The 16,549-nt window shown below is 72.4% G+C and carries 15 protein-coding genes; 11 read left to right on the forward strand and 4 right to left on the reverse strand.

Annotated features, from left to right (window positions below; translation table 11 throughout):
• Window positions 1-225 precede the first annotated feature (225 nt).
• A complete protein-coding gene (gene serB / locus ACFV0O_RS17215) occupies window positions 226-1,488 on the reverse strand; it encodes a phosphoserine phosphatase SerB (RefSeq protein WP_380342134.1) in 1,263 nt (420 codons plus the stop codon).
• A gap of 223 nt (window positions 1,489-1,711) precedes the next feature.
• On the opposite strand from serB, the gene ACFV0O_RS17220 reads away from it, so the two are divergent.
• The 3 genes from ACFV0O_RS17220 (at window position 1,712) to ACFV0O_RS17230 (ending at window position 6,410) form a co-directional block, all read left to right on the forward strand.
• Window positions 1,712-4,327 carry an FHA domain-containing protein gene (locus tag ACFV0O_RS17220; protein WP_380342136.1) on the forward strand — a complete coding sequence of 872 codons (2,616 nt, stop codon included), beginning with the start codon at window positions 1,712-1,714 and terminating at the stop codon, window positions 4,325-4,327.
• A 324-nt stretch (window positions 4,328-4,651) separates the two neighbouring features.
• Window positions 4,652-5,749, forward strand: coding sequence for a GAF domain-containing sensor histidine kinase (locus ACFV0O_RS17225; protein WP_360265228.1), 1,098 nt, complete (start codon window positions 4,652-4,654; stop codon window positions 5,747-5,749).
• Window positions 5,742-6,410 carry a response regulator transcription factor gene (locus ACFV0O_RS17230; protein ID WP_360265195.1) on the forward strand — a complete coding sequence of 223 codons (669 nt, stop codon included), beginning with the start codon at window positions 5,742-5,744 and terminating at the stop codon, window positions 6,408-6,410. The genes ACFV0O_RS17225 and ACFV0O_RS17230 overlap by 8 nt, the downstream gene beginning before the upstream one ends.
• An 89-nt stretch (window positions 6,411-6,499) precedes the next feature.
• On the opposite strand, the gene ACFV0O_RS17235 is transcribed toward ACFV0O_RS17230, so the two are convergent.
• Entirely contained in the window at window positions 6,500-7,303 is an 804-nt protein-coding gene (locus tag ACFV0O_RS17235) for a hypothetical protein (RefSeq protein ID WP_380342140.1), read from the reverse strand.
• 150 nt (window positions 7,304-7,453) lie between these two features.
• On the opposite strand from ACFV0O_RS17235, the gene ACFV0O_RS17240 reads away from it, so the two are divergent.
• From ACFV0O_RS17240 to ACFV0O_RS17270, 7 genes are all read left to right on the forward strand, one after another.
• Window positions 7,454-8,245, forward strand: a complete 792-nt coding sequence (locus ACFV0O_RS17240) for an ABC transporter ATP-binding protein (protein ID WP_360265201.1) — start codon at window positions 7,454-7,456, stop codon at window positions 8,243-8,245.
• A 163-nt stretch (window positions 8,246-8,408) separates the two neighbouring features.
• Complete coding sequence (locus ACFV0O_RS17245) at window positions 8,409-8,831, forward strand: NfeD family protein (protein WP_360265204.1); 423 nt, start codon at window positions 8,409-8,411, stop codon at window positions 8,829-8,831.
• A gap of 10 nt (window positions 8,832-8,841) precedes the next feature.
• Complete coding sequence (locus ACFV0O_RS17250) at window positions 8,842-9,891, forward strand: SPFH domain-containing protein (RefSeq protein ID WP_360265207.1); 1,050 nt, start codon at window positions 8,842-8,844, stop codon at window positions 9,889-9,891.
• A 215-nt stretch (window positions 9,892-10,106) separates the two neighbouring features.
• Complete coding sequence (locus ACFV0O_RS17255; RefSeq protein WP_380342145.1) at window positions 10,107-10,865, forward strand: sulfite exporter TauE/SafE family protein; 759 nt, start codon at window positions 10,107-10,109, stop codon at window positions 10,863-10,865.
• 126 nt (window positions 10,866-10,991) lie between these two features.
• Window positions 10,992-11,171, forward strand: a complete 180-nt coding sequence (locus ACFV0O_RS17260) for a DUF1272 domain-containing protein (RefSeq protein WP_380342148.1) — start codon at window positions 10,992-10,994, stop codon at window positions 11,169-11,171.
• Window positions 11,172-11,256: 85 nt separating this feature from the next.
• Window positions 11,257-11,562, forward strand: a complete 306-nt coding sequence (locus tag ACFV0O_RS17265) for a 4a-hydroxytetrahydrobiopterin dehydratase (protein ID WP_360265215.1) — start codon at window positions 11,257-11,259, stop codon at window positions 11,560-11,562.
• 115 nt (window positions 11,563-11,677) lie between these two features.
• Window positions 11,678-13,879 (forward strand): PQQ-binding-like beta-propeller repeat protein, encoded by a 2,202-nt coding sequence (locus tag ACFV0O_RS17270; RefSeq protein WP_380342151.1) that lies wholly within the window; start codon window positions 11,678-11,680, stop codon window positions 13,877-13,879.
• A gap of 28 nt (window positions 13,880-13,907) precedes the next feature.
• Here the strand turns inward: ACFV0O_RS17270 and ACFV0O_RS17275 are convergent, their stop codons facing one another.
• Window positions 13,908-14,453, reverse strand: a complete 546-nt coding sequence (locus tag ACFV0O_RS17275; RefSeq protein WP_380342154.1) for an HNH endonuclease — start codon at window positions 14,451-14,453, stop codon at window positions 13,908-13,910.
• A 293-nt stretch (window positions 14,454-14,746) separates the two neighbouring features.
• On the opposite strand from ACFV0O_RS17275, the gene tyrS reads away from it, so the two are divergent.
• Window positions 14,747-16,015: a tyrosine--tRNA ligase gene (gene tyrS / locus ACFV0O_RS17280; protein ID WP_380342174.1), complete on the forward strand. Its 1,269-nt coding sequence runs from the start codon at window positions 14,747-14,749 to the stop codon at window positions 16,013-16,015.
• Between the two features lie 219 nt (window positions 16,016-16,234).
• On the opposite strand, the gene ACFV0O_RS17285 is transcribed toward tyrS, so the two are convergent.
• The coding region (locus ACFV0O_RS17285) for a hypothetical protein (RefSeq protein WP_380342157.1) at window positions 16,235-16,549 on the reverse strand (315 nt) is incomplete at its 5' end.

Below are 16,549 nucleotides of genomic sequence, written 5' to 3' on the forward strand. Positions count from 1 at the left end.
TCTGGGGGCGCCCCCGGGGGGGGGGCGGGGGTGTCCCTCAACACCCCCGCGCGGACCGCCCCTAACCGGGGGGGGGGGGGGCGGGGCCCCCGGTCCGCGCGCCCCTCCCGTACGTCCGCAGGCCTCCTCGGGCGGGCCCTGCCGGGTCTGTCGTCCAGTCGCCGCCGGTGACGCCCTCGGTGCACGACGGCGGGCGGTCGCCCGGCCCCGGTCACCCGGCCCCGGTCACTCGTCCTCGGTCGGGGTGCCGTGCAGCGCGTCGGCCGCCTCGACCTCCTCGCGGGTGATGCCCAGCAGGTACAGCACGGTGTCCAGGAACGGCACGTTCACCGCAGTGTCGGCCGCCTCGCGCACCACCGGCTTGGCGTTGAACGCCACCCCGAGCCCGGCCGCGTTCAGCATGTCCAGGTCGTTGGCGCCGTCGCCGATCGCCACCGTCTGCTCCAGCGGCACCTTCGCCTGCTCGGCGAAGCGGGCCAGCCAGCGGGCCTTGCCGGCCCGGTCCACGATCTCGCCGACCACCCGGCCGGTGAACCTGCCGTCCACCACCTCCAGGGTGTTGGCCGCCGCGAAGTCCAGCCCCAGCTGCTCCACCAGGTGGTCGGTGACCTGGGTGAACCCGCCGGACACCACCGCGACCTGGAAGCCGAGGCGCTGCAGCGTGCGGATCAGGGTGCGCGCCCCCGGCGTGAAACGGACCTCCGCGCGGACCTTCTCGGTCACCGAGGCGTCCAGCCCGGCCAGCAGCGCCACCCGGGCGTGCAGCGACTCGGCGAAGTCCAGCTCGCCGCGCATCGCCGCCGCCGTCACCTCGGCGACCTGCTCCTCGCAGCCCGCGTGGGCGGCGAACAGCTCGATCACCTCGTCCTGGATGAGCGTGGAGTCGACGTCCATGACCACCAGGCGCTTGGCCCGGCGCTCCAGCCCGGACGCCACCACCGCGACGTCCACCCGCTGGGTGGCCGCCTCCTGCGCGAGCTCGGCCCGCAGCTCCTCGGTGGCCACACCGGAGACGGCCAGCTCGACCGCCGTCACCGGGTACTTGGCGAGCCGGAAGACACGGTCGATGTTGCCGCCCGCCGCGGTGATCCGGGAGGTCAGCGCGGAGACGGCGGCGGCGGTCAGCGGGTGGCCGAGCACGGTGACGTGCGAACGGCCCTCGCGGCGCGGCCGGTTGTCGCCGATGCCGGAGAGGATCTCGGCCTGGAGCTTCTGCTCGTCCGCCCAGCGGTGGACGGTGGACCGCAGTCCGCCCTCGGCACCGGCCGCGGGGGGTGGGGTGACCAGGGCGCACAGCGTGATGCGGCCACGGGTCACGACCTGCTCGATGTCGATGACGTCGACGCCGAATCCGGCCAGCGTCGCGAAGAGGCCGGCGGTGATGCCGGGGCGGTCCTTGCCGAACACCTTGACGAGCAGGGTGCGCTCGTCCGCGGTCCGGGGCTGGGCGGCGGGGAGGGGCTCAGCGGCCAGGGGCGATGCGTTCATGGTGTGTCCCACGCTACCCGTCGGCGGGTGGCCCGAGGGCACCCGTCCCACCTCGCGGGACGCCGCGGGCCCGCGCTCCGGTAGCAGCCTGGTCACAGTCACCCGGGGTGACTTTCATCGGCGGTCGACGGGCTGGAATGATTCCCCCCGTCAGTCACAGGAACATCGCACCCCGGCCGGGGGCCACAATTCGGGGGAACCGAGAGAGCGGGGCAGGCGCGCAGTGCCGCAACTCGTCATTGAGATCAACGGACAGCAGCGGACTCTGGAGCCCGGGCGGTCCTACACCATCGGGCGCAACCCGCAGTCGGACTTCCCGTTCGACGACGCCAGGGTCTCCTGGCACCACGGGACCATGAGCTTCAACGGCAGTGGTTGGCAGCTGGACGACCACGGCAGCACCAACGGGACGTACGTGGCCGGAGCCCGCACCATGCAGGCCCAGTTGTTCCCCGGAGCCGTCGTCAACCTGGGCAACCCGGAGAACGGCCCCCGGCTCGGCTTCTCCGCGCCCGCGCACGCCGCCCCGCACGCCACCCCGATGCACGAGGCCGCCACCAGCCGCGGCCCGGTGCCGCAGCCGCAGCAGCCGGGCTGGCAGCAGCAGGACCCGTACCAGCAGCCGCCGCAGCAGCAGGCCTGGGCCGGTCAGCCGCAGGCCCAGCAGCCCTTCCCGCAGCAGCAGTACGCGCCGCAGCCCCAGCAGGGCGGTTTCCCGCAGGACCAGGGTTTCCCGCAGGACCAGGGTTTCCCGCAGCAGCAGGGTTTCCCGCAGTCCCAGCCGCAGCCGCAGTCGCAGCACGGTGGTGGCGGCCCGCAGCCGACCATCATCCGCAGCCTGACCTCGGGCATGAACACCGTCCGGATCGGTCGCGCGCTCGACAACGACATCGTGGTGTCCGACCTCCAGGTCTCCCGCCACCACGCCGAGCTGCGCCAGCTCCCGGACGGCCGTTACGAGATCGTCGACCTCGGCAGCCACAACGGCATCTTCCTCAACGGCCAGCGGGTGCAGCGTCAGCTGATGGGCCCGCAGGACCGGCTGACCGTCGGCCACTCCGGCTTCGTGCTGGTCGGCGACCAGCTGCAGGAGTTCGTCGACACCGGCGCGGTCTCCTTCTCCGCCCGCCACCTGACCGTCGAGGTCGAGCACAAGGGCGCCAAGAAGGTCCTGCTCAACGACGTCAGCTTCGGCGTCCCGGAGAAGTCCCTGGTCGCGGTCATCGGCCCGTCCGGCTCCGGCAAGTCGACCCTGCTGCGCGCCCTCACCGGCTACCGCCCCGCCGACCGCGGCGAGGTGCTGTACGACGGGCGCAACCTCTACAAGCAGTTCGCCGAACTCCGTTCCCGCATCGGCCTGGTGCCGCAGTCGGAGATCCTGCACCGCGAACTCACCGTCCGGAAGGGCCTCAAGTACGCGGCCCGGCTGCGCTTCCCCGGTGACACCGAGGCCCGCGAGCGCGACGCCCGGATCGACGAGGTGCTGTACGAGCTGCGCCTGGACAAGCGCGCCGACAACAAGATCACCGCGCTCTCCGGCGGCCAGCAGAAGCGCGTCTCGGTCGCCCTGGAGCTGCTCACCAAGCCGTCGCTGATCTTCCTGGACGAGCCCACCTCGGGCCTCGACCCGGGCATGGACCGCGAGGTCATGCAGATGCTGCGCGGCCTCGCCGACGACGGCCGCACGATCCTGGTCGTCACCCACTCGGTGGCCGAACTCGCGCTCTGCGACCGGCTGCTGGTGATGGCGCCGGGCGGCGCGGTGGCCTACTTCGGCCCGCCGGACGAGGCGCTGCACTTCTTCGGGTACGAGACCTGGGCGGACGTCTTCCAGGCCTTCGAGAACTACCCGGAGCACGACTGGGCCGGCCGCTACCGCGGCTCGGTGCACTACCAGCAGTACTCCGCGCCCACCGTCGAGGCGGGCGAGGTCCAGCACGTGCAGGTGGCCCAGGAGGCCGTCAAGCCGCCGAAGCCGCAGAGCTGGGGCTCCCAGCTGTGGACCCTGATGCGGCGCTACATGTCCGTGCTCGCCTCGGACCGCGGCTTCCTCGCCCTGTCGGTGCTGCTGCCCGCGGTCATCGGCGCGGTCAGCGTGCTGATCCCCAACGCACCGGGGCTCGCGCCGAACCCGAAGTCGCAGCTGGGGCTGAACAGCGGAGCCGCGACGATCCTCCTGATCCTGGCGATCGGGGCCTGTTTCTCCGGCGCCGCCAACTCCGTCCGAGAACTGATCAAGGAACGGGCGATCTACGAACGGGAACGGGCCACCGGGCTCTCCCGGTCGGCGTACATGATGTCCAAGATCATCGTGCTGGGCTTCTTCAGCGTGATCCAGGGCGCCATCATCTCCGCCGTCGGCTTCCTGCCGCGCAAGCTCCCCGAGCACGGCCTGATCGTCAAGAACCTGCCGATCATCGAGATGACCATCGGCATGATCCTGCTGAGCTTCGCCGCGATGATGTTCGGCCTGATGATCTCCGCGCTGGTGAAGACCGCCGAGAAGACCATGCCGCTGCTGGTCATGTTCGCCATCGTCCAGGTCGTCTTCACCGGCTGCCTCTTCCAGATCTTCGGCAAGCCCGGTCTGGAGCAGGTCGCCTGGCTGATGCCGGCCCGCTGGGGCACCGGCATGGTCTCCACCACGCTCGACCTGTCCAAGCTCATGGGCCCCTGGAACAAGGACTTCCAGCACCCGGACTACGACCCGCTGTGGAAGCACGCGGTGGCCCAGTGGTCGATCGACGCGGGCGTGCTGATCGTGATCTCGATCCTCATCGGCGTCCTCGTCACCCGGCTCCAGCGCCGGCACGAGCCCGAGGTCATGCAGAAGGGCTGAGCCCGCAGGGGCCGAGCCCGTCCTGAACCGCCGAGGGGCGGCTCTCCCGAACGGGAGGGCCGCCCCTCCGCCGTTCGCCCGCCCGCTCCGACCGACCGTTTGCCCGTTTGCCCGTTCGCCCGGCTCCGGACCGCCCGCCCACCCCCGGACCGGAGGACCGCCCGCCCGGCTCCGGTCGGGCCCAGCGGCCTAGGTCCCCGGACGCGGCGGTAGCTTGGCGGTATGCCCAGCACCACCGGAGACCCCCTGGCCCACCGCGGCCCGCTGCCCGCCTGCGACCCGTGCCTGTCCGGGATCGAGGCCGTCAGCCAGGCGCTGCTCGCGATGAGCCGGCACCTGGAGGTCCGCGAGGTGCTGCGCCGCATCACCGCCTCCGCCCGGGAACTGCTCGGCGCCGAGTACGCGGCCCTCGGCGTGCCCGACGACCACGGCGGCTTCGCCCAGTTCGTGGTCGACGGCGTCACCGACGAGCAGTGGCGGGCCATCGGCCCGCTGCCCCGCCAGCACGGCGTGCTCGCCGCGATGCTGCACGAGACCGGGCCCACCCGCCTCGCCGACGTCCGCCGGGCACCCGCCTTCGGCGGCTGGCCCTCCGCCCACCCCGAGATGGACGCCTTCCTCGGCATGCCGATCCTGGACACCGACGCGGCCGAGGACGAGCCGCAGGTGATGGGCGTCATCTTCCTCGCCAACAAGCGCGGCGGCGGCCTCTTCACCGATCACGACGAGGAACTGCTGCGGATCCTCGCCGCGCACGCCGCCCTCGCCCTGTCCAACGCCCGGCTGTACGAACGCAGCCGCGAACTCACCCTGGCCGGCGAGCGCGCCCGGATCGCGCACGACCTGCACGACGCCGTCTCGCAGAAGCTCTTCTCCCTGCGCCTCACGGCCAAGGCCGCCGCCAAGCTCGTCGACCGCGACCCGGCCCGGGCCCGCGCCGAACTCGCCGAGGTCGCCCGGCTGGCCGCCGAGGCCGCCGACGAACTGCGCGCCGTCGTCGTGGAACTGCGCCCCGCCGCCCTGGAGGAGGACGGACTGAGCGCCACCCTCGCCTCCCAGGTGCAGGTCCTCGACCGGGCGCACACCGCCGACGTCGCCTTCGCCGCCGACGGCGTCCGCGCCCTGCCGCCGGCCCAGGAGGCCGCGCTGCTGCGGGTCGCCCAGGAGGCGCTGCACAACGCGCTGCGCCACTCCGGGGCCGGCCGGGTCACCGTCACGCTGGCCGGGACGGCCGCGCGCGGCGCCGTGCTGCGGGTGCGCGACGACGGGCACGGCTTCGATCCCGAGTCCGTGCGCCGGGCCGGCCGCCACCTCGGCCTGGCCTCGATGCGCGACCGCGCGGCCGCCGTCGGCGGCACGCTCACCCTGGAGTCGGCCCCCGGCCGGGGGACGCTCGTCGAGATGGAGGTCCCCGGTGCCTGAGAGCACACCGTCGATCCGCGTCCTGCTGGTCGACGACCACCAGGTGGTCCGGCGCGGACTGCGCACCTTCCTGGAGGTCCAGGACGACATCGAGGTGGTCGGGGAGGCCGCCGACGGGGCGGAGGGCGTCGAACGGGCCCGCGAACTGGACCCCGACGTCGTCCTGATGGACCTCAAGATGCCCGGCGTCGACGGGATCGAGGCGCTGCGCACCCTCAAGAGCGAGGGCAGCCGGGCCCGGATCCTGATCGTCACCAGCTTCACCGAGCACCGCACGATGGTCCCCGCGCTGAGGGCCGGCGCCGCCGGGTACGTCTACAAGGACGTGGACCCGGAGGCGCTGGCCGGGGCGATCCGCTCGGTGCACGCCGGCCACGTGCTGCTCCAGCCGGAGCTGGCCGAGGCCCTGCTCTCCGACGAGGGCCCGCGCGCCCCGCAGGGCCGCGGCGGCACCCTCACCGAGCGCGAGCGCGAGGTGCTCGGCCACATCGCCGACGGCCGCTCCAACCGGGAGATCGCGCGCAGCCTGCACCTGTCGGAGAAGACCGTGAAGACCCACGTCTCCAACATCCTGATGAAGCTGGACCTCGCCGACCGCACCCAGGCCGCGCTCTGGGCCGTCCGCAACGGGGAGGCCCGCGAGGCCGCGCCGCGGGCGTGACGGGCCGGCGGGCCGTGCCCGGGGGTCGGTTTCCGGCCAGCTACGGGAGCGGCGGTCCCGCGTACGGCGGTGGCCCGTCCCGCGAGCCCTCAGCGGGCCTCGCGCTCGTCCACCAGGGCGTTGTAGGCGGCCACCTGGGCCCGCCGGGCGGTGCGCCGCAGCGGGGCCAGGACGGACTGCCGCGCGGCCATCTCGGAGGCGCTGACGGCCCCGCCGTGGCCGCCGGAGGCGATCGACAGCAGCGCGGACACCTGGCGGGCCGACTCCAGCACCCGGACGGCGCGCGGCGGGTACCCGGGCGCGAGCAGTTCGGCGTGCCCGCGGCGGCGGTACGCCTCCAGGGCGCGGACGGTCTCCGGCCCGGCACCGGCCACGTCGAGCCGGGTGAGCAGCACGGTGGCCTCGCGCAGCCCGTCCGCCAGCTCGCGTTCGGCCTCGTGCAGCGACGGCACGTCCGCCGGCGGTGTGTCGTTCACCTCGCCGCAGCGCCACAGCACGGTCGCCGAGCGGTCCCCGGCCGGTCCGAACACCTCGACCTCCGGCACCAGCCCGAGCGGCGCCCCCACCGCCAGGACGGCCTCGCCCGCGGCCATGGCGCGCTCGTTGAACGGCGCCGGGCCGGTCAGTCCCAGCGGGTGCCCGGCCGACGGCAGCGCGAGGCGCAGGCCCGTCACGCCCAGCACCCGCAGCCGCCCGAGCGCCCAGGTCAGCCCGTGCCGCTCGTCCGGCCCGTCCCCGGGCAGCCCGGTCACCCGGTGGCCCTCGTCGGCGCCCAGTACGGCCGCGGCGGCGTTGTCGGGCGGTACCAGGCCCGCCAGCAGGGCGTTGCCCCAGGCGGCCAGACGCCCCGAACGGGGCTCTTCGTACGGATTGTCGGCAGGAGTCGCGAGCATCCGGCCAGCCTACGGAATCGGCGGTCATCCGCGTGGCGTAGGTTTGCCCATGCGTGTGCGGCGCACCCACCCCGTGCCCACCGGCTGCCGGAGTCGGCGTGCCGCCCGCACCGACGGCCGAGAATCTTGTTTTTTGGGGAAGGCATAGGCATGAGCGACGTGCTGGAGCTGGTGGACGTATCCGTGGTCCGGGAGGGGCGCGCGCTGGTCGACCAGGTCTCGTGGTCCATCTCCGAGGGTGAGCGCTGGGTCATCCTGGGCCCGAACGGCGCCGGCAAGACCACCCTGCTGCAGATCGCCTCCTCCTACCTGTTCCCGACCTCGGGCAAGGTCAGCGTGCTGGGCGAGAAGCTGGGCGAGGTCGACGTCTTCGAGCTGCGTTCCCGGATCGGCCTGGCCGGCGCCGCCATGTTCGACAAGCTGCCGGCCGAGCAGACCGTGCTGCAGACCGTGCTCACCGCCGCCTACGGCATGACGGTCAGCTGGCAGGAGAGCTACGAGCAGTCGGACGAGTCCCGCGCCCTCGCGCTGCTCGACCGCCTCGGGATGTCCAACCTCACCGGCCGCAAGTTCGGCACCCTCTCCGAGGGCGAGCGCAAGCGCACCCTGATCGCCCGCGCCCTGATGACCGACCCGGAGCTGCTGCTGCTCGACGAGCCCGCGGCCGGCCTGGACCTCGGCGGCCGCGAGGACCTGGTCCGCCGGCTCGGCGCGCTCGCCCAGGACGAGTTCGCGCCGGCGATGGCGATGGTCACCCACCACGTCGAGGAGATCGCGCCGGGCTTCACCCATGTCCTGATGATCCGCCAGGGCAAGGTGCTCACGGCCGGCCCGATCGACACCGAGCTGACCGCCCGTAACCTCTCCAAGTGCTTCGGCCTGCCGCTCACCCTGGAGCGCCACGGCGACCGCTGGTCGGCCCAGGGCCTGCCGCTGGGCTGAGGCCCCGTCCGCCCCTCCCCGCCCCTCCGTCACCCGTCCCGGCGCGCTCGCCGTGCCCGTCCTCCGGAAGGCCGTCGGAACCGGTCGCACGTGCGACCGGTTTCCGCCCCTCGACCTGCGGGAACTGTCCGCCTCGAAGGCCTTCGCTCCCTAGGATGGACGTGTGGACAGCTGGATCTGGTGGCTCCTGGCCGCCGCGGCGCTCGGCATACCGCTGGTACTCACCGCGATGCCGGAGTTCGCCATGTTCGCGGTCGGAGCGCTGGCCGCCGCCGGCGTGGCCGGACTGGGCGGGGGAGTGGTCCTGGAGACCGCCACCTTCCTCGTGGTCTCGGTCGCGCTCGTGGCCTTCGTCCGCCCGATCGCCTACCGGCAGCTGCAGAAGGGCCCGCACATCAAGATGGGCATCGAGGCGCTGCACGGCGCCACCGCGGTCGTCGCGGAAACCGTCGACGGGGAGGGCGGCCGGATCAAGCTGAACGGCGAGATCTGGTCGGCCCGCGCGCTCCACCCGGACCAGGTCTACCGGCCCGGGCAGCAGGTCGACGTCGTCGAAATCCAGGGCGCGACCGCCCTGGTCGTCTAGGGGAGAGTCCGTGGAACCCGTCCTTATCGTCCTGGTCGTCCTGGTCGTGGTGGCCTTCATCGCGCTGATCAAGACGATCCAGGTCATCCCACAGGCCAGCGCGGCGATCGTGGAGCGCTTCGGCCGCTACACCCGGACGCTCAACGCGGGGCTGAACATCGTCGTCCCGTTCATCGACCGCGTCCGCAACCGGATCGACCTGCGCGAGCAGGTCGTGCCGTTCCCGCCACAGCCGGTGATCACCCAGGACAACCTGGTCGTCAACATCGACACCGTCATCTACTACCAGGTCACCGACCCCCGGGCGGCCACCTACGAGGTCGCCAGCTACATCCAGGCGATCGAGCAGCTGACCGTCACCACGCTGCGCAACATCATCGGCTCGATGGACCTGGAGTCCACGCTGACCTCCCGCGAGGTCATCAACGCCGGCCTGCGCGGCGTCCTGGACGAGGCCACCGGCAAGTGGGGCATCCGGGTCAACCGCGTCGAGCTGAAGGCGATCGAGCCGCCGACCTCCATCCAGGACTCGATGGAGAAGCAGATGCGCGCCGACCGTGACAAGCGTGCCGCGATCCTCACCGCCGAGGGCCAGCGCCAGGCGCAGATCCTCAAGGCCGAGGGTGAGAAGCAGGCGGACGTGCTCAGGGCCGAGGGTGAGGCGCAGGCCGCGGTGCTGCGCGCCGACGGTGAGGCCGCCGCGATCCGGACGGTCTTCGAGGCCATCCACGACGGCGACGCCGACCAGAAGCTGCTCGCCTACCAGTACCTGCAGACCCTGCCCGAGCTGGCCAAGGGCGACTCCAACAAGCTGTGGATCATCCCCAGCGAGGTCGGCGACGCGCTCAAGGGCCTCGGCGGCGCATTCACCGGCCTGACCGGCAACGGCGGCGGGATCAACGGCGGCGCGGTCGCGGCGCCGAGCGTCCCGAAGCCGGCCCCGGCCACCCAGGTGCCGATCGACCCGGCGTCCGGGCCGCGGCCGGTGGACACCGACAAGGGCGCCGCCCGCCCCCGGGTGGACCCGACCAGGGAGTACCCCAAGATCGACCCGGAGTGAGTTCGCCCGGGTGAGCCGGCCCTGACGAGTGGCCGAGTCGTCCGACGCCGAGGGCCCGCCGCCGTACGCCTCCCGTACGGCGGCGGGCCCTCGCGGTTCCGGCGGGCCCGTTCGGGGACGGTGTGGTGTACGTCCCGAATCGTGGGCGGGCCTGGTGGGGCGGGAGGGCGGTCCGGCATGATCCCCTCGGACAGGACCGAGAGGAGAAGTGACCCATGACGCTCTGGGAGGCGGTCGCCGTTCTGGTGGCCGGGGTCGGCGCCGGGATGATCAATGTGATCGTCGGCTCCGGGACCCTGATCACCTTCCCGGTCCTGCTCGCCGTCGGCATCCCGCCGGTCACCGCCAACGTCTCCAACTCCTTCGGCCTGGTGCCCGGTTCGCTCAGCGGCGTGATCGGCTACCGCCGCGAACTCGCCGACCAGGGGCGCCGGGTGCTGCGCCTGGGCACCGCCTCCCTGCTCGGCGGTCTGCTCGGCGCGCTGCTGCTGATCAAGCTGCCCAGCGGGGCCTTCGACGCGATCGTCCCCGTGCTGATCCTGCTGGCGCTCGTCCTGGTGGTGGTCCAGCCCCAGGTGGCGAAGGCCGTCGCGGCCCGCCGCCGGCCGGGCGGCGATCCGGACGGCGGCGTGCTGCTGCTGGCCGGGGTGTTCCTCACCGGCATCTACGGCGGGTACTTCGGCGCCGCGCAGGGCGTCCTGCTGATGGCACTGATGGGCATGCTGCTGCAGGACGACCTGCAGCGGATCAACGGGGTGAAGAACGCCCTGGCGATGATCGTCAACGCCGTCGCCGCACTGTTCTTCCTGTTCACCTCGACCGTGAACTGGGCGGCGGCCGGGCTGATCGCGGCGGGCTCGCTGGTCGGCGGACTGGTCGGCGCCAAGGTCGGCCGCCGCCTGCCGCCGGCCGCGCTGCGCGGGGTGATCGTGGTGGTCGGGCTCGCGGCCGTCACCAAGCTGCTGGTGGGCTGAACGGCCGTGCGGCGGTGCGGCGGTGAGGTCGTGTGGGCGTGCGGCGGTGAGGTCGTGCGGCTGTCAGGTCCTGCGGTCGTGGAGCCGTGTGGATGTCGGATCGTCGGAGAGTCGGAGGAGTAGGCCATGGCCCTGGAGATGCGCGAGAGCTGCGAGCGCTGCGCGGTGTCGCTGACCGGCGACGGCGCCGCCTCGATATGTTCCTACGAGTGCACCTTCTGCCCGGACTGCACCAGGGCCATGGCCGGCGCCTGCCCCAACTGCGGCGGCGAACTGGTGGACCGTCCGGGGCGGAAGGCCGCCTGACCGGCAGCCCGGAACGTCCGGACTCCCGGGCCACTCCGGACGACTCCGGACCACTTCGGATCGACGACCCACCAGGAGCGCAGCGATGAGCAACAGGGCACGGCTGAGCGAGGACGAGATCACGGCGGCCCTGGCGGCGCTGCCGCACTGGACCCGGGAGGGCGACAGCATCGCCCGCAGCGCCGACGCCCCGGACTTCCCGGCGGGGATCCGGGTGGTCGCCGCCGTCGCCGAGCAGGCCGAGGCGCTCGACCACCACCCCGACATCGACATCCGCTGGCGCACCCTGCGCTTCGTGCTGTCCACCCACAGCGCCGGCGGTCTCACCGGCCTGGACTTCACCCTGGCCGCCCGCATCGACGAGGCCCTGCGCGCCGAGTCCGCGGCCTGACGGCACCGGGCCGGGCGGCGAGAGCGTACGCCCAGGGCCCGGGTCGCCCCCCTGGACGGGCGTGAGATGCTGACTGCCGCATCGGCTGGCAGGTGGCTCGGGAGGGACGGATCGGATGGCGCAGGAGCCCTTCGGAGACGCCCACACCGGGCAGCAGCCCTGGTACCCCCAGGCACAGCCCGTCCAGGACGGGCCGGACCGGCAGGACGGCGGGCACTACGGGCAGCAGCCGCAGGACCAGGCGCACTGGCAGCAGCACACGGGCTACGGCGCGGCCGGGTACGGACAGGCCGGCTACGACCAGCACGGTTACGGGCAGACCGGATACGGACAGGTCGGCTTCGACCAGAACGCTTACGGGCACACCGAGTACGACCAGTACGGCTACGGGCAGGCCGGGTCGGGGCAGACCGGCTACGTCGAGGGCGGCTACGTTCCCGGGCAGCCGGGACAGTACGACGGCCGGCCGCAGTACCAGCCGCTGCCGGAGTACCCGCAGTACGAGCAGCACCCGCAGCCCCCGCAGCACCCGCAGTCCCCGCAGTACGAGCAGCCCCCGCAGTCCCCGCAGTACGAGCAGCCCCCGCAGTACCCCGAGCAGGCGCAGCAGCAGTACGTGCCGTACGCCGCTCCGGAGCATCGGTCCGTAGGGGACGCGCTGTACGTTCCGGCGGGTGCGGAGTACTCGGTGGACGGCTACGTGCACCTCGATGACGCCGAGCCGGAGCCGGTGCCCGTTGCGGAGAAGGGCCCGGAGAAGCGCCCGAGGAAGGCGCCGACCGAACCCACGACCCCCGAGGCCGGGTCCGCCAGGCGGACCCGGACCGCCGGCCGCCGGGGCGGTGACGGCGGTCCCGGTACCGGAGCGGGTTCGTCGTCCGGCTCGGGCAACGGCTCGGGCGATGGCTTGGGGAACAGTCCAGAGAACGGCTCGGGGGACGGCTCGCAGGGCGGCTCCTCGCTCTCGGCCCGGGCCCGCAAGGCCGCCGACGCGGTGCTGACGGGGGAGCACGTGCCCAGCCGGAAGGCCCTGCTGGTGCGGGCCGGTGCCGGGGTGGCCGCGCTGGGGGTGCTGGTGGCGGCCGGACTGATGGTCGGCGCCGAGGGTGGTGGCAGCGCGGCCGCGAGCAGCGGTGGCGAGCCCGGTTTCACGGTGGCGCACACGCGGGCGTGGTCCGCGCAGCCCGCCGCGGCCGGGCAGTCCGCGGGTGACGACACGCTGGTCGGCAGCTGGCTGCTGGCTGACGCGGTGGTCCGGGCCGACGGCTCCGGGGTGCGCGCGTACGACCGTGCGGGCGGCAAGCAGACCTGGTCGGTGGAGCCGCCGGCCGCCGGGGCTGTCCCGTGCGGGCTGTCGGCGGGCGTGAACCGGGCGGGCCTCGGCGCGGCGCTGTTCCGTCCGCAGGCGGACCCGAAGAGTCCCTGTTCGATGGTGGCCGTCGTGGACACCAAGACCGGCAAGACGGCCTGGACCAAGGGCCTCTCGGACGCCAAGGGCAGCTACTCCGCGCGGGTCGGCGTCACCGAGGACAAGGTGGTCGCGATCGGCGACGACCGGGTGGTGGCCTGGGAGTCGGCGGACGGGAAGGACGTCTGGCAGTACACCGGCCAGGGCAAGTTCTGCACCCTCTCCGGCGGCGTCAGCGGCAAGACCGTGCTGGTCGCCTCCTCGTGCGCCGACTCGACGCCCGCCGACCAGGCCGTCTCGCTGAACATCGCGGACGGCAAGGTCGGCTGGTGGCGGGGGCTGAACAACCAGCCGAAGACGGTGACCGTGCTGTCCGCCGAACCGGCCGTGGTCCTCACCACCGGTGACAAGCCGGAGAACGACCGGGTGTTCGCCTGGGGCGCCGCCGGCGACCCGGCCGCCGAGATCCCGGTCGTCACCGACGGCGGCCGGTTGGACGTCGCCCACGGAACCTTCGCGGCCACCCCCGAGGTGTTCTTCGAGGGCCGCACGATGGTCGCCACCCTGACCCCGGCGAACGGCGGCGGGCCGACGGCCGCGGTCGGCTACGACCTGGACACCGGCAAGCAGCGCTGGAAGGTCCCGACCGTCGCCAAGGGCACCGTCCGGGCGGTCGGCGTCGACGGCGGCTCGCTGGTGCTCGCCGCCGACGAGCGCCGCGACCAGCCCGCCCACCTCACCCGGTTCCCGCTGACGGGCGGCCAGGAGGCGGCCGGCGGCAACTTCCCGCCGGGGACCGGCTCGCTGCTGGTCTCGGGGCGGGTGCTGATCGGCGGTGGACAGGTGGTCGTGGTGCCCGAGCACTCGACCAACTACGGCACGGCGGCCGGGTACCAGGCGAAGGACTGAGACGGCCCCGCGCACCCGTCCCGGACGGCTACGCGGCCGGGACGGGCAGGCCCGGGACAGGCAGGCCCGGCACGGGCGGCAGCCAGTCGGCGAGCTCACGCGCCTCCGAGCCGCGCAGGCCGAGCGCCAGCATCAGGCTCGCCTGCGGGGTCGGTACGAACGGGCGGCGCAGCAGCTTCATCCCGGCCTGCTCCGGTGTCCGATCGGCCTTGCGCTGGTTGTCCTCCGCGCACGCGGCCACGGTGTTCAGCCAACTGTCCGCACCACCGCGCGATTTGGGGTGAAGGTGGTCGACCGTGGTGGCCCGCCGCCCGCAGTACGCGCAGATGTGCTGGTCCCTGGCCAGGACGCCCCGCCGCGACCACGGAGCCTGTTGTCGGAACGGCACCCGTACGTACCGTTGCAGTCTGATCACCCTCGGCACCGGGACCGCGACGCCCGTCCCCCGGATCGAGCGCAGCGGGTGCGCCTGCTCCACCACCGCCTTGTCCTGGAGCACCAGGACGACGGCGCGCTGGAGCGACACCGTCGTCAAGGGCTCGTAGCTCGCGTTCAGAACCAGCGTGTTGCGCACTCGGCACACCCTTCCCACAGGCGTGCCACGGCGGCACGACCGTCTCCACACACGTCACTGCCGCCGCGCGGCGGTGACACCACTCTGAATGGGCACACAGCCGACGAACAACGGAATTTCCGGTATCGCGGAGGGGCCGGCGGGAGTGGGCCGGCGTGACCGGAGGGGTGCCTCGGGGAAAACTCGCTGGCCGGAACCGCGTAGGCTCTAACAGGCTGGAGTCGCACCGACCCGGGGCCCGACCGAATCGGGCCGCCACCGGCCGGGCGCCCGATAGAAGGAGAAGCGTGACCGTGACGGACATCGTCGACGAGCTGCGGTGGCGTGGGCTGATCGCCCTGTCCACCGACGAGGACGCACTGCGCAAGGCGTTCGCGGACGGCCCGGTCACGTTCTATTGCGGCTTCGACCCGACGGCCCCCAGCCTGCACCTCGGCAACCTGGTGCAGATCCTCACCATGCGCCGCATCCAGCAGGCGGGGAACCTCCCGCTCGGCCTGGTCGGCGGTGCCACGGGCCTGATCGGCGACCCGAAGCCCACCGCCGAGCGCGTGCTCAACGACCCCGAGACGGTGGCCGGCTGGGTGGAGCGCCTGCGCGGCCAGATCTCGCGCTTCCTCGACTTCGAGGGCCCGTACGCGGCACGCATGGTCAACAACCTGGACTGGACGTCCGGGATGTCGGCGATCAGCCTGCTGCGCGACGTGGGCAAGTACTTCCGGGTCAACAACATGATCGCCAAGGAGGCCGTCGCCCGACGGCTCAACTCCGACGCGGGCATCAGCTACACCGAGTTCAGCTACCAGATCCTGCAGGGCATGGACTACCTGGAGCTGAACCGCCGCTACGGCTGCTCCCTGCAGACCGGCGGCAGCGACCAGTGGGGCAACCTGACCGCCGGCACGGACCTGATCCGCAAGGCCGACGGCAAGTCCGTCCACGCGCTGGCCACGCCGCTGATCGTCAAGGCCGACGGCACCAAGTTCGGCAAGACCGAGTCCGGCACGGTCTGGCTCGACCCCGAGCTGACCACTCCGTACGCCTTCTACCAGTTCTGGCTGAACGCGGACGACCGGGACGTCTCCAACTTCCTGCGGATCTTCAGCTTCCGTTCGAAGGAGGAGATCGAGGAACTGGAGCGCGAGACCACCGAGCGCCCCGCCGTCCGTCTTGCCCAGCGCGCCCTCGCCGAGGAGCTCACCACCCTCGTCCACGGTGCCGAGCAGTACGAGCGCGCGGTCGCCGCTTCCAAGGCGCTGTTCGGACAGGGTGACCTCGCCGACCTGGAGGCCCCCACCCTGGCCGCCGCGCTGGCCGAGGTCCCGAAGGCCGAGGTGTCCGAACTCCAGCCGGTGGTCGACCTGTTGGTGGCCGTCGGCCTGGCGCCGAGTCGATCGGCCGCCCGCCGGACGATCAAGGAGGGCGGTGCCTACCTCAACAACGTCAAGGTGACGGACGAGGAGGCGGTGCCGACCGAGGCCGACCTGCTGCACGGCCGTTGGCTGGTGCTGCGGCGCGGCAAGCGGAACCTGGCGGCTGCGGAGCTGGTCTCCGCCGGCTGATGCGCAGGGTCGACCCGGTCGACCCGGTCGACCTGCTCGGCCGACGAGCCTGGCTGAAAGTACACCCGCTCTGAGCTGCGACTTCGAGCACCGAGGGCCGGATCTGGACAGATCCGGCCCTCGACGTTTGACGATGCCGCCCGGGTGGCCTAGTGTTGAACGAGTCGCTGGAGCGGCCACCTCTTTCAGCAAGACCCACTCTCACACTTCCGAGCCCATTCAATTGGGTTCATTGGCGTTTTCGTCGATCGGTGTGGGTGTGAATTTCGAGTAACTCTCGGAATGCGCTAACGTGGTGGACGTCGCAGAAAGCGGCCCGACCAGTTCGGAAAATCGGATGAATGAAACTCCGGAAAACGGGGCGGAAAACGTCTGATAAGCTGGAAACACGAAAGAACGAAGCTCGGAGGGCCTGCTGGAAGGCAGTCCGAAGGAAGCTTCCGTTCCTTGAGAACTCAACAGCGTGCCAAAAGTCAACGCCAGATATGTTGACATCCCCGGCCTCAGGATTTCCTGGGGTTGGAGATTCCTTTT

It is taken from the genome of Kitasatospora sp. NPDC059577 (genome assembly GCF_042735475.1).
GTDB lineage: Bacteria > Actinomycetota > Actinomycetes > Streptomycetales > Streptomycetaceae > Kitasatospora.

Bases quoted from the DNA above. Each gene is read 5' to 3' on its own strand.
- ACFV0O_RS17270 (WP_380342151.1), top strand. From the start codon at position 11,678: ATGGCGCAGGAGCCCTTCGGAGACGCCCACACCGGGCAGCAGCCCTGG.
- ACFV0O_RS17240 (WP_360265201.1), top strand. From the start codon at position 7,454: ATGAGCGACGTGCTGGAGCTGGTGGACGTATCCGTGGTCCGGGAGGGG.
- ACFV0O_RS17235 (WP_380342140.1), bottom strand. From the start codon at position 7,303: ATGCTCGCGACTCCTGCCGACAATCCGTACGAAGAGCCCCGTTCGGGG.
- ACFV0O_RS17265 (WP_360265215.1), top strand. From the start codon at position 11,257: ATGAGCAACAGGGCACGGCTGAGCGAGGACGAGATCACGGCGGCCCTG.
- ACFV0O_RS17225 (WP_360265228.1), top strand. From the start codon at position 4,652: ATGAGCCGGCACCTGGAGGTCCGCGAGGTGCTGCGCCGCATCACCGCC.
- serB (WP_380342134.1), bottom strand. From the start codon at position 1,488: ATGAACGCATCGCCCCTGGCCGCTGAGCCCCTCCCCGCCGCCCAGCCC.
- ACFV0O_RS17255 (WP_380342145.1), top strand. From the start codon at position 10,107: ATGACGCTCTGGGAGGCGGTCGCCGTTCTGGTGGCCGGGGTCGGCGCC.
- ACFV0O_RS17260 (WP_380342148.1), top strand. From the start codon at position 10,992: ATGGCCCTGGAGATGCGCGAGAGCTGCGAGCGCTGCGCGGTGTCGCTG.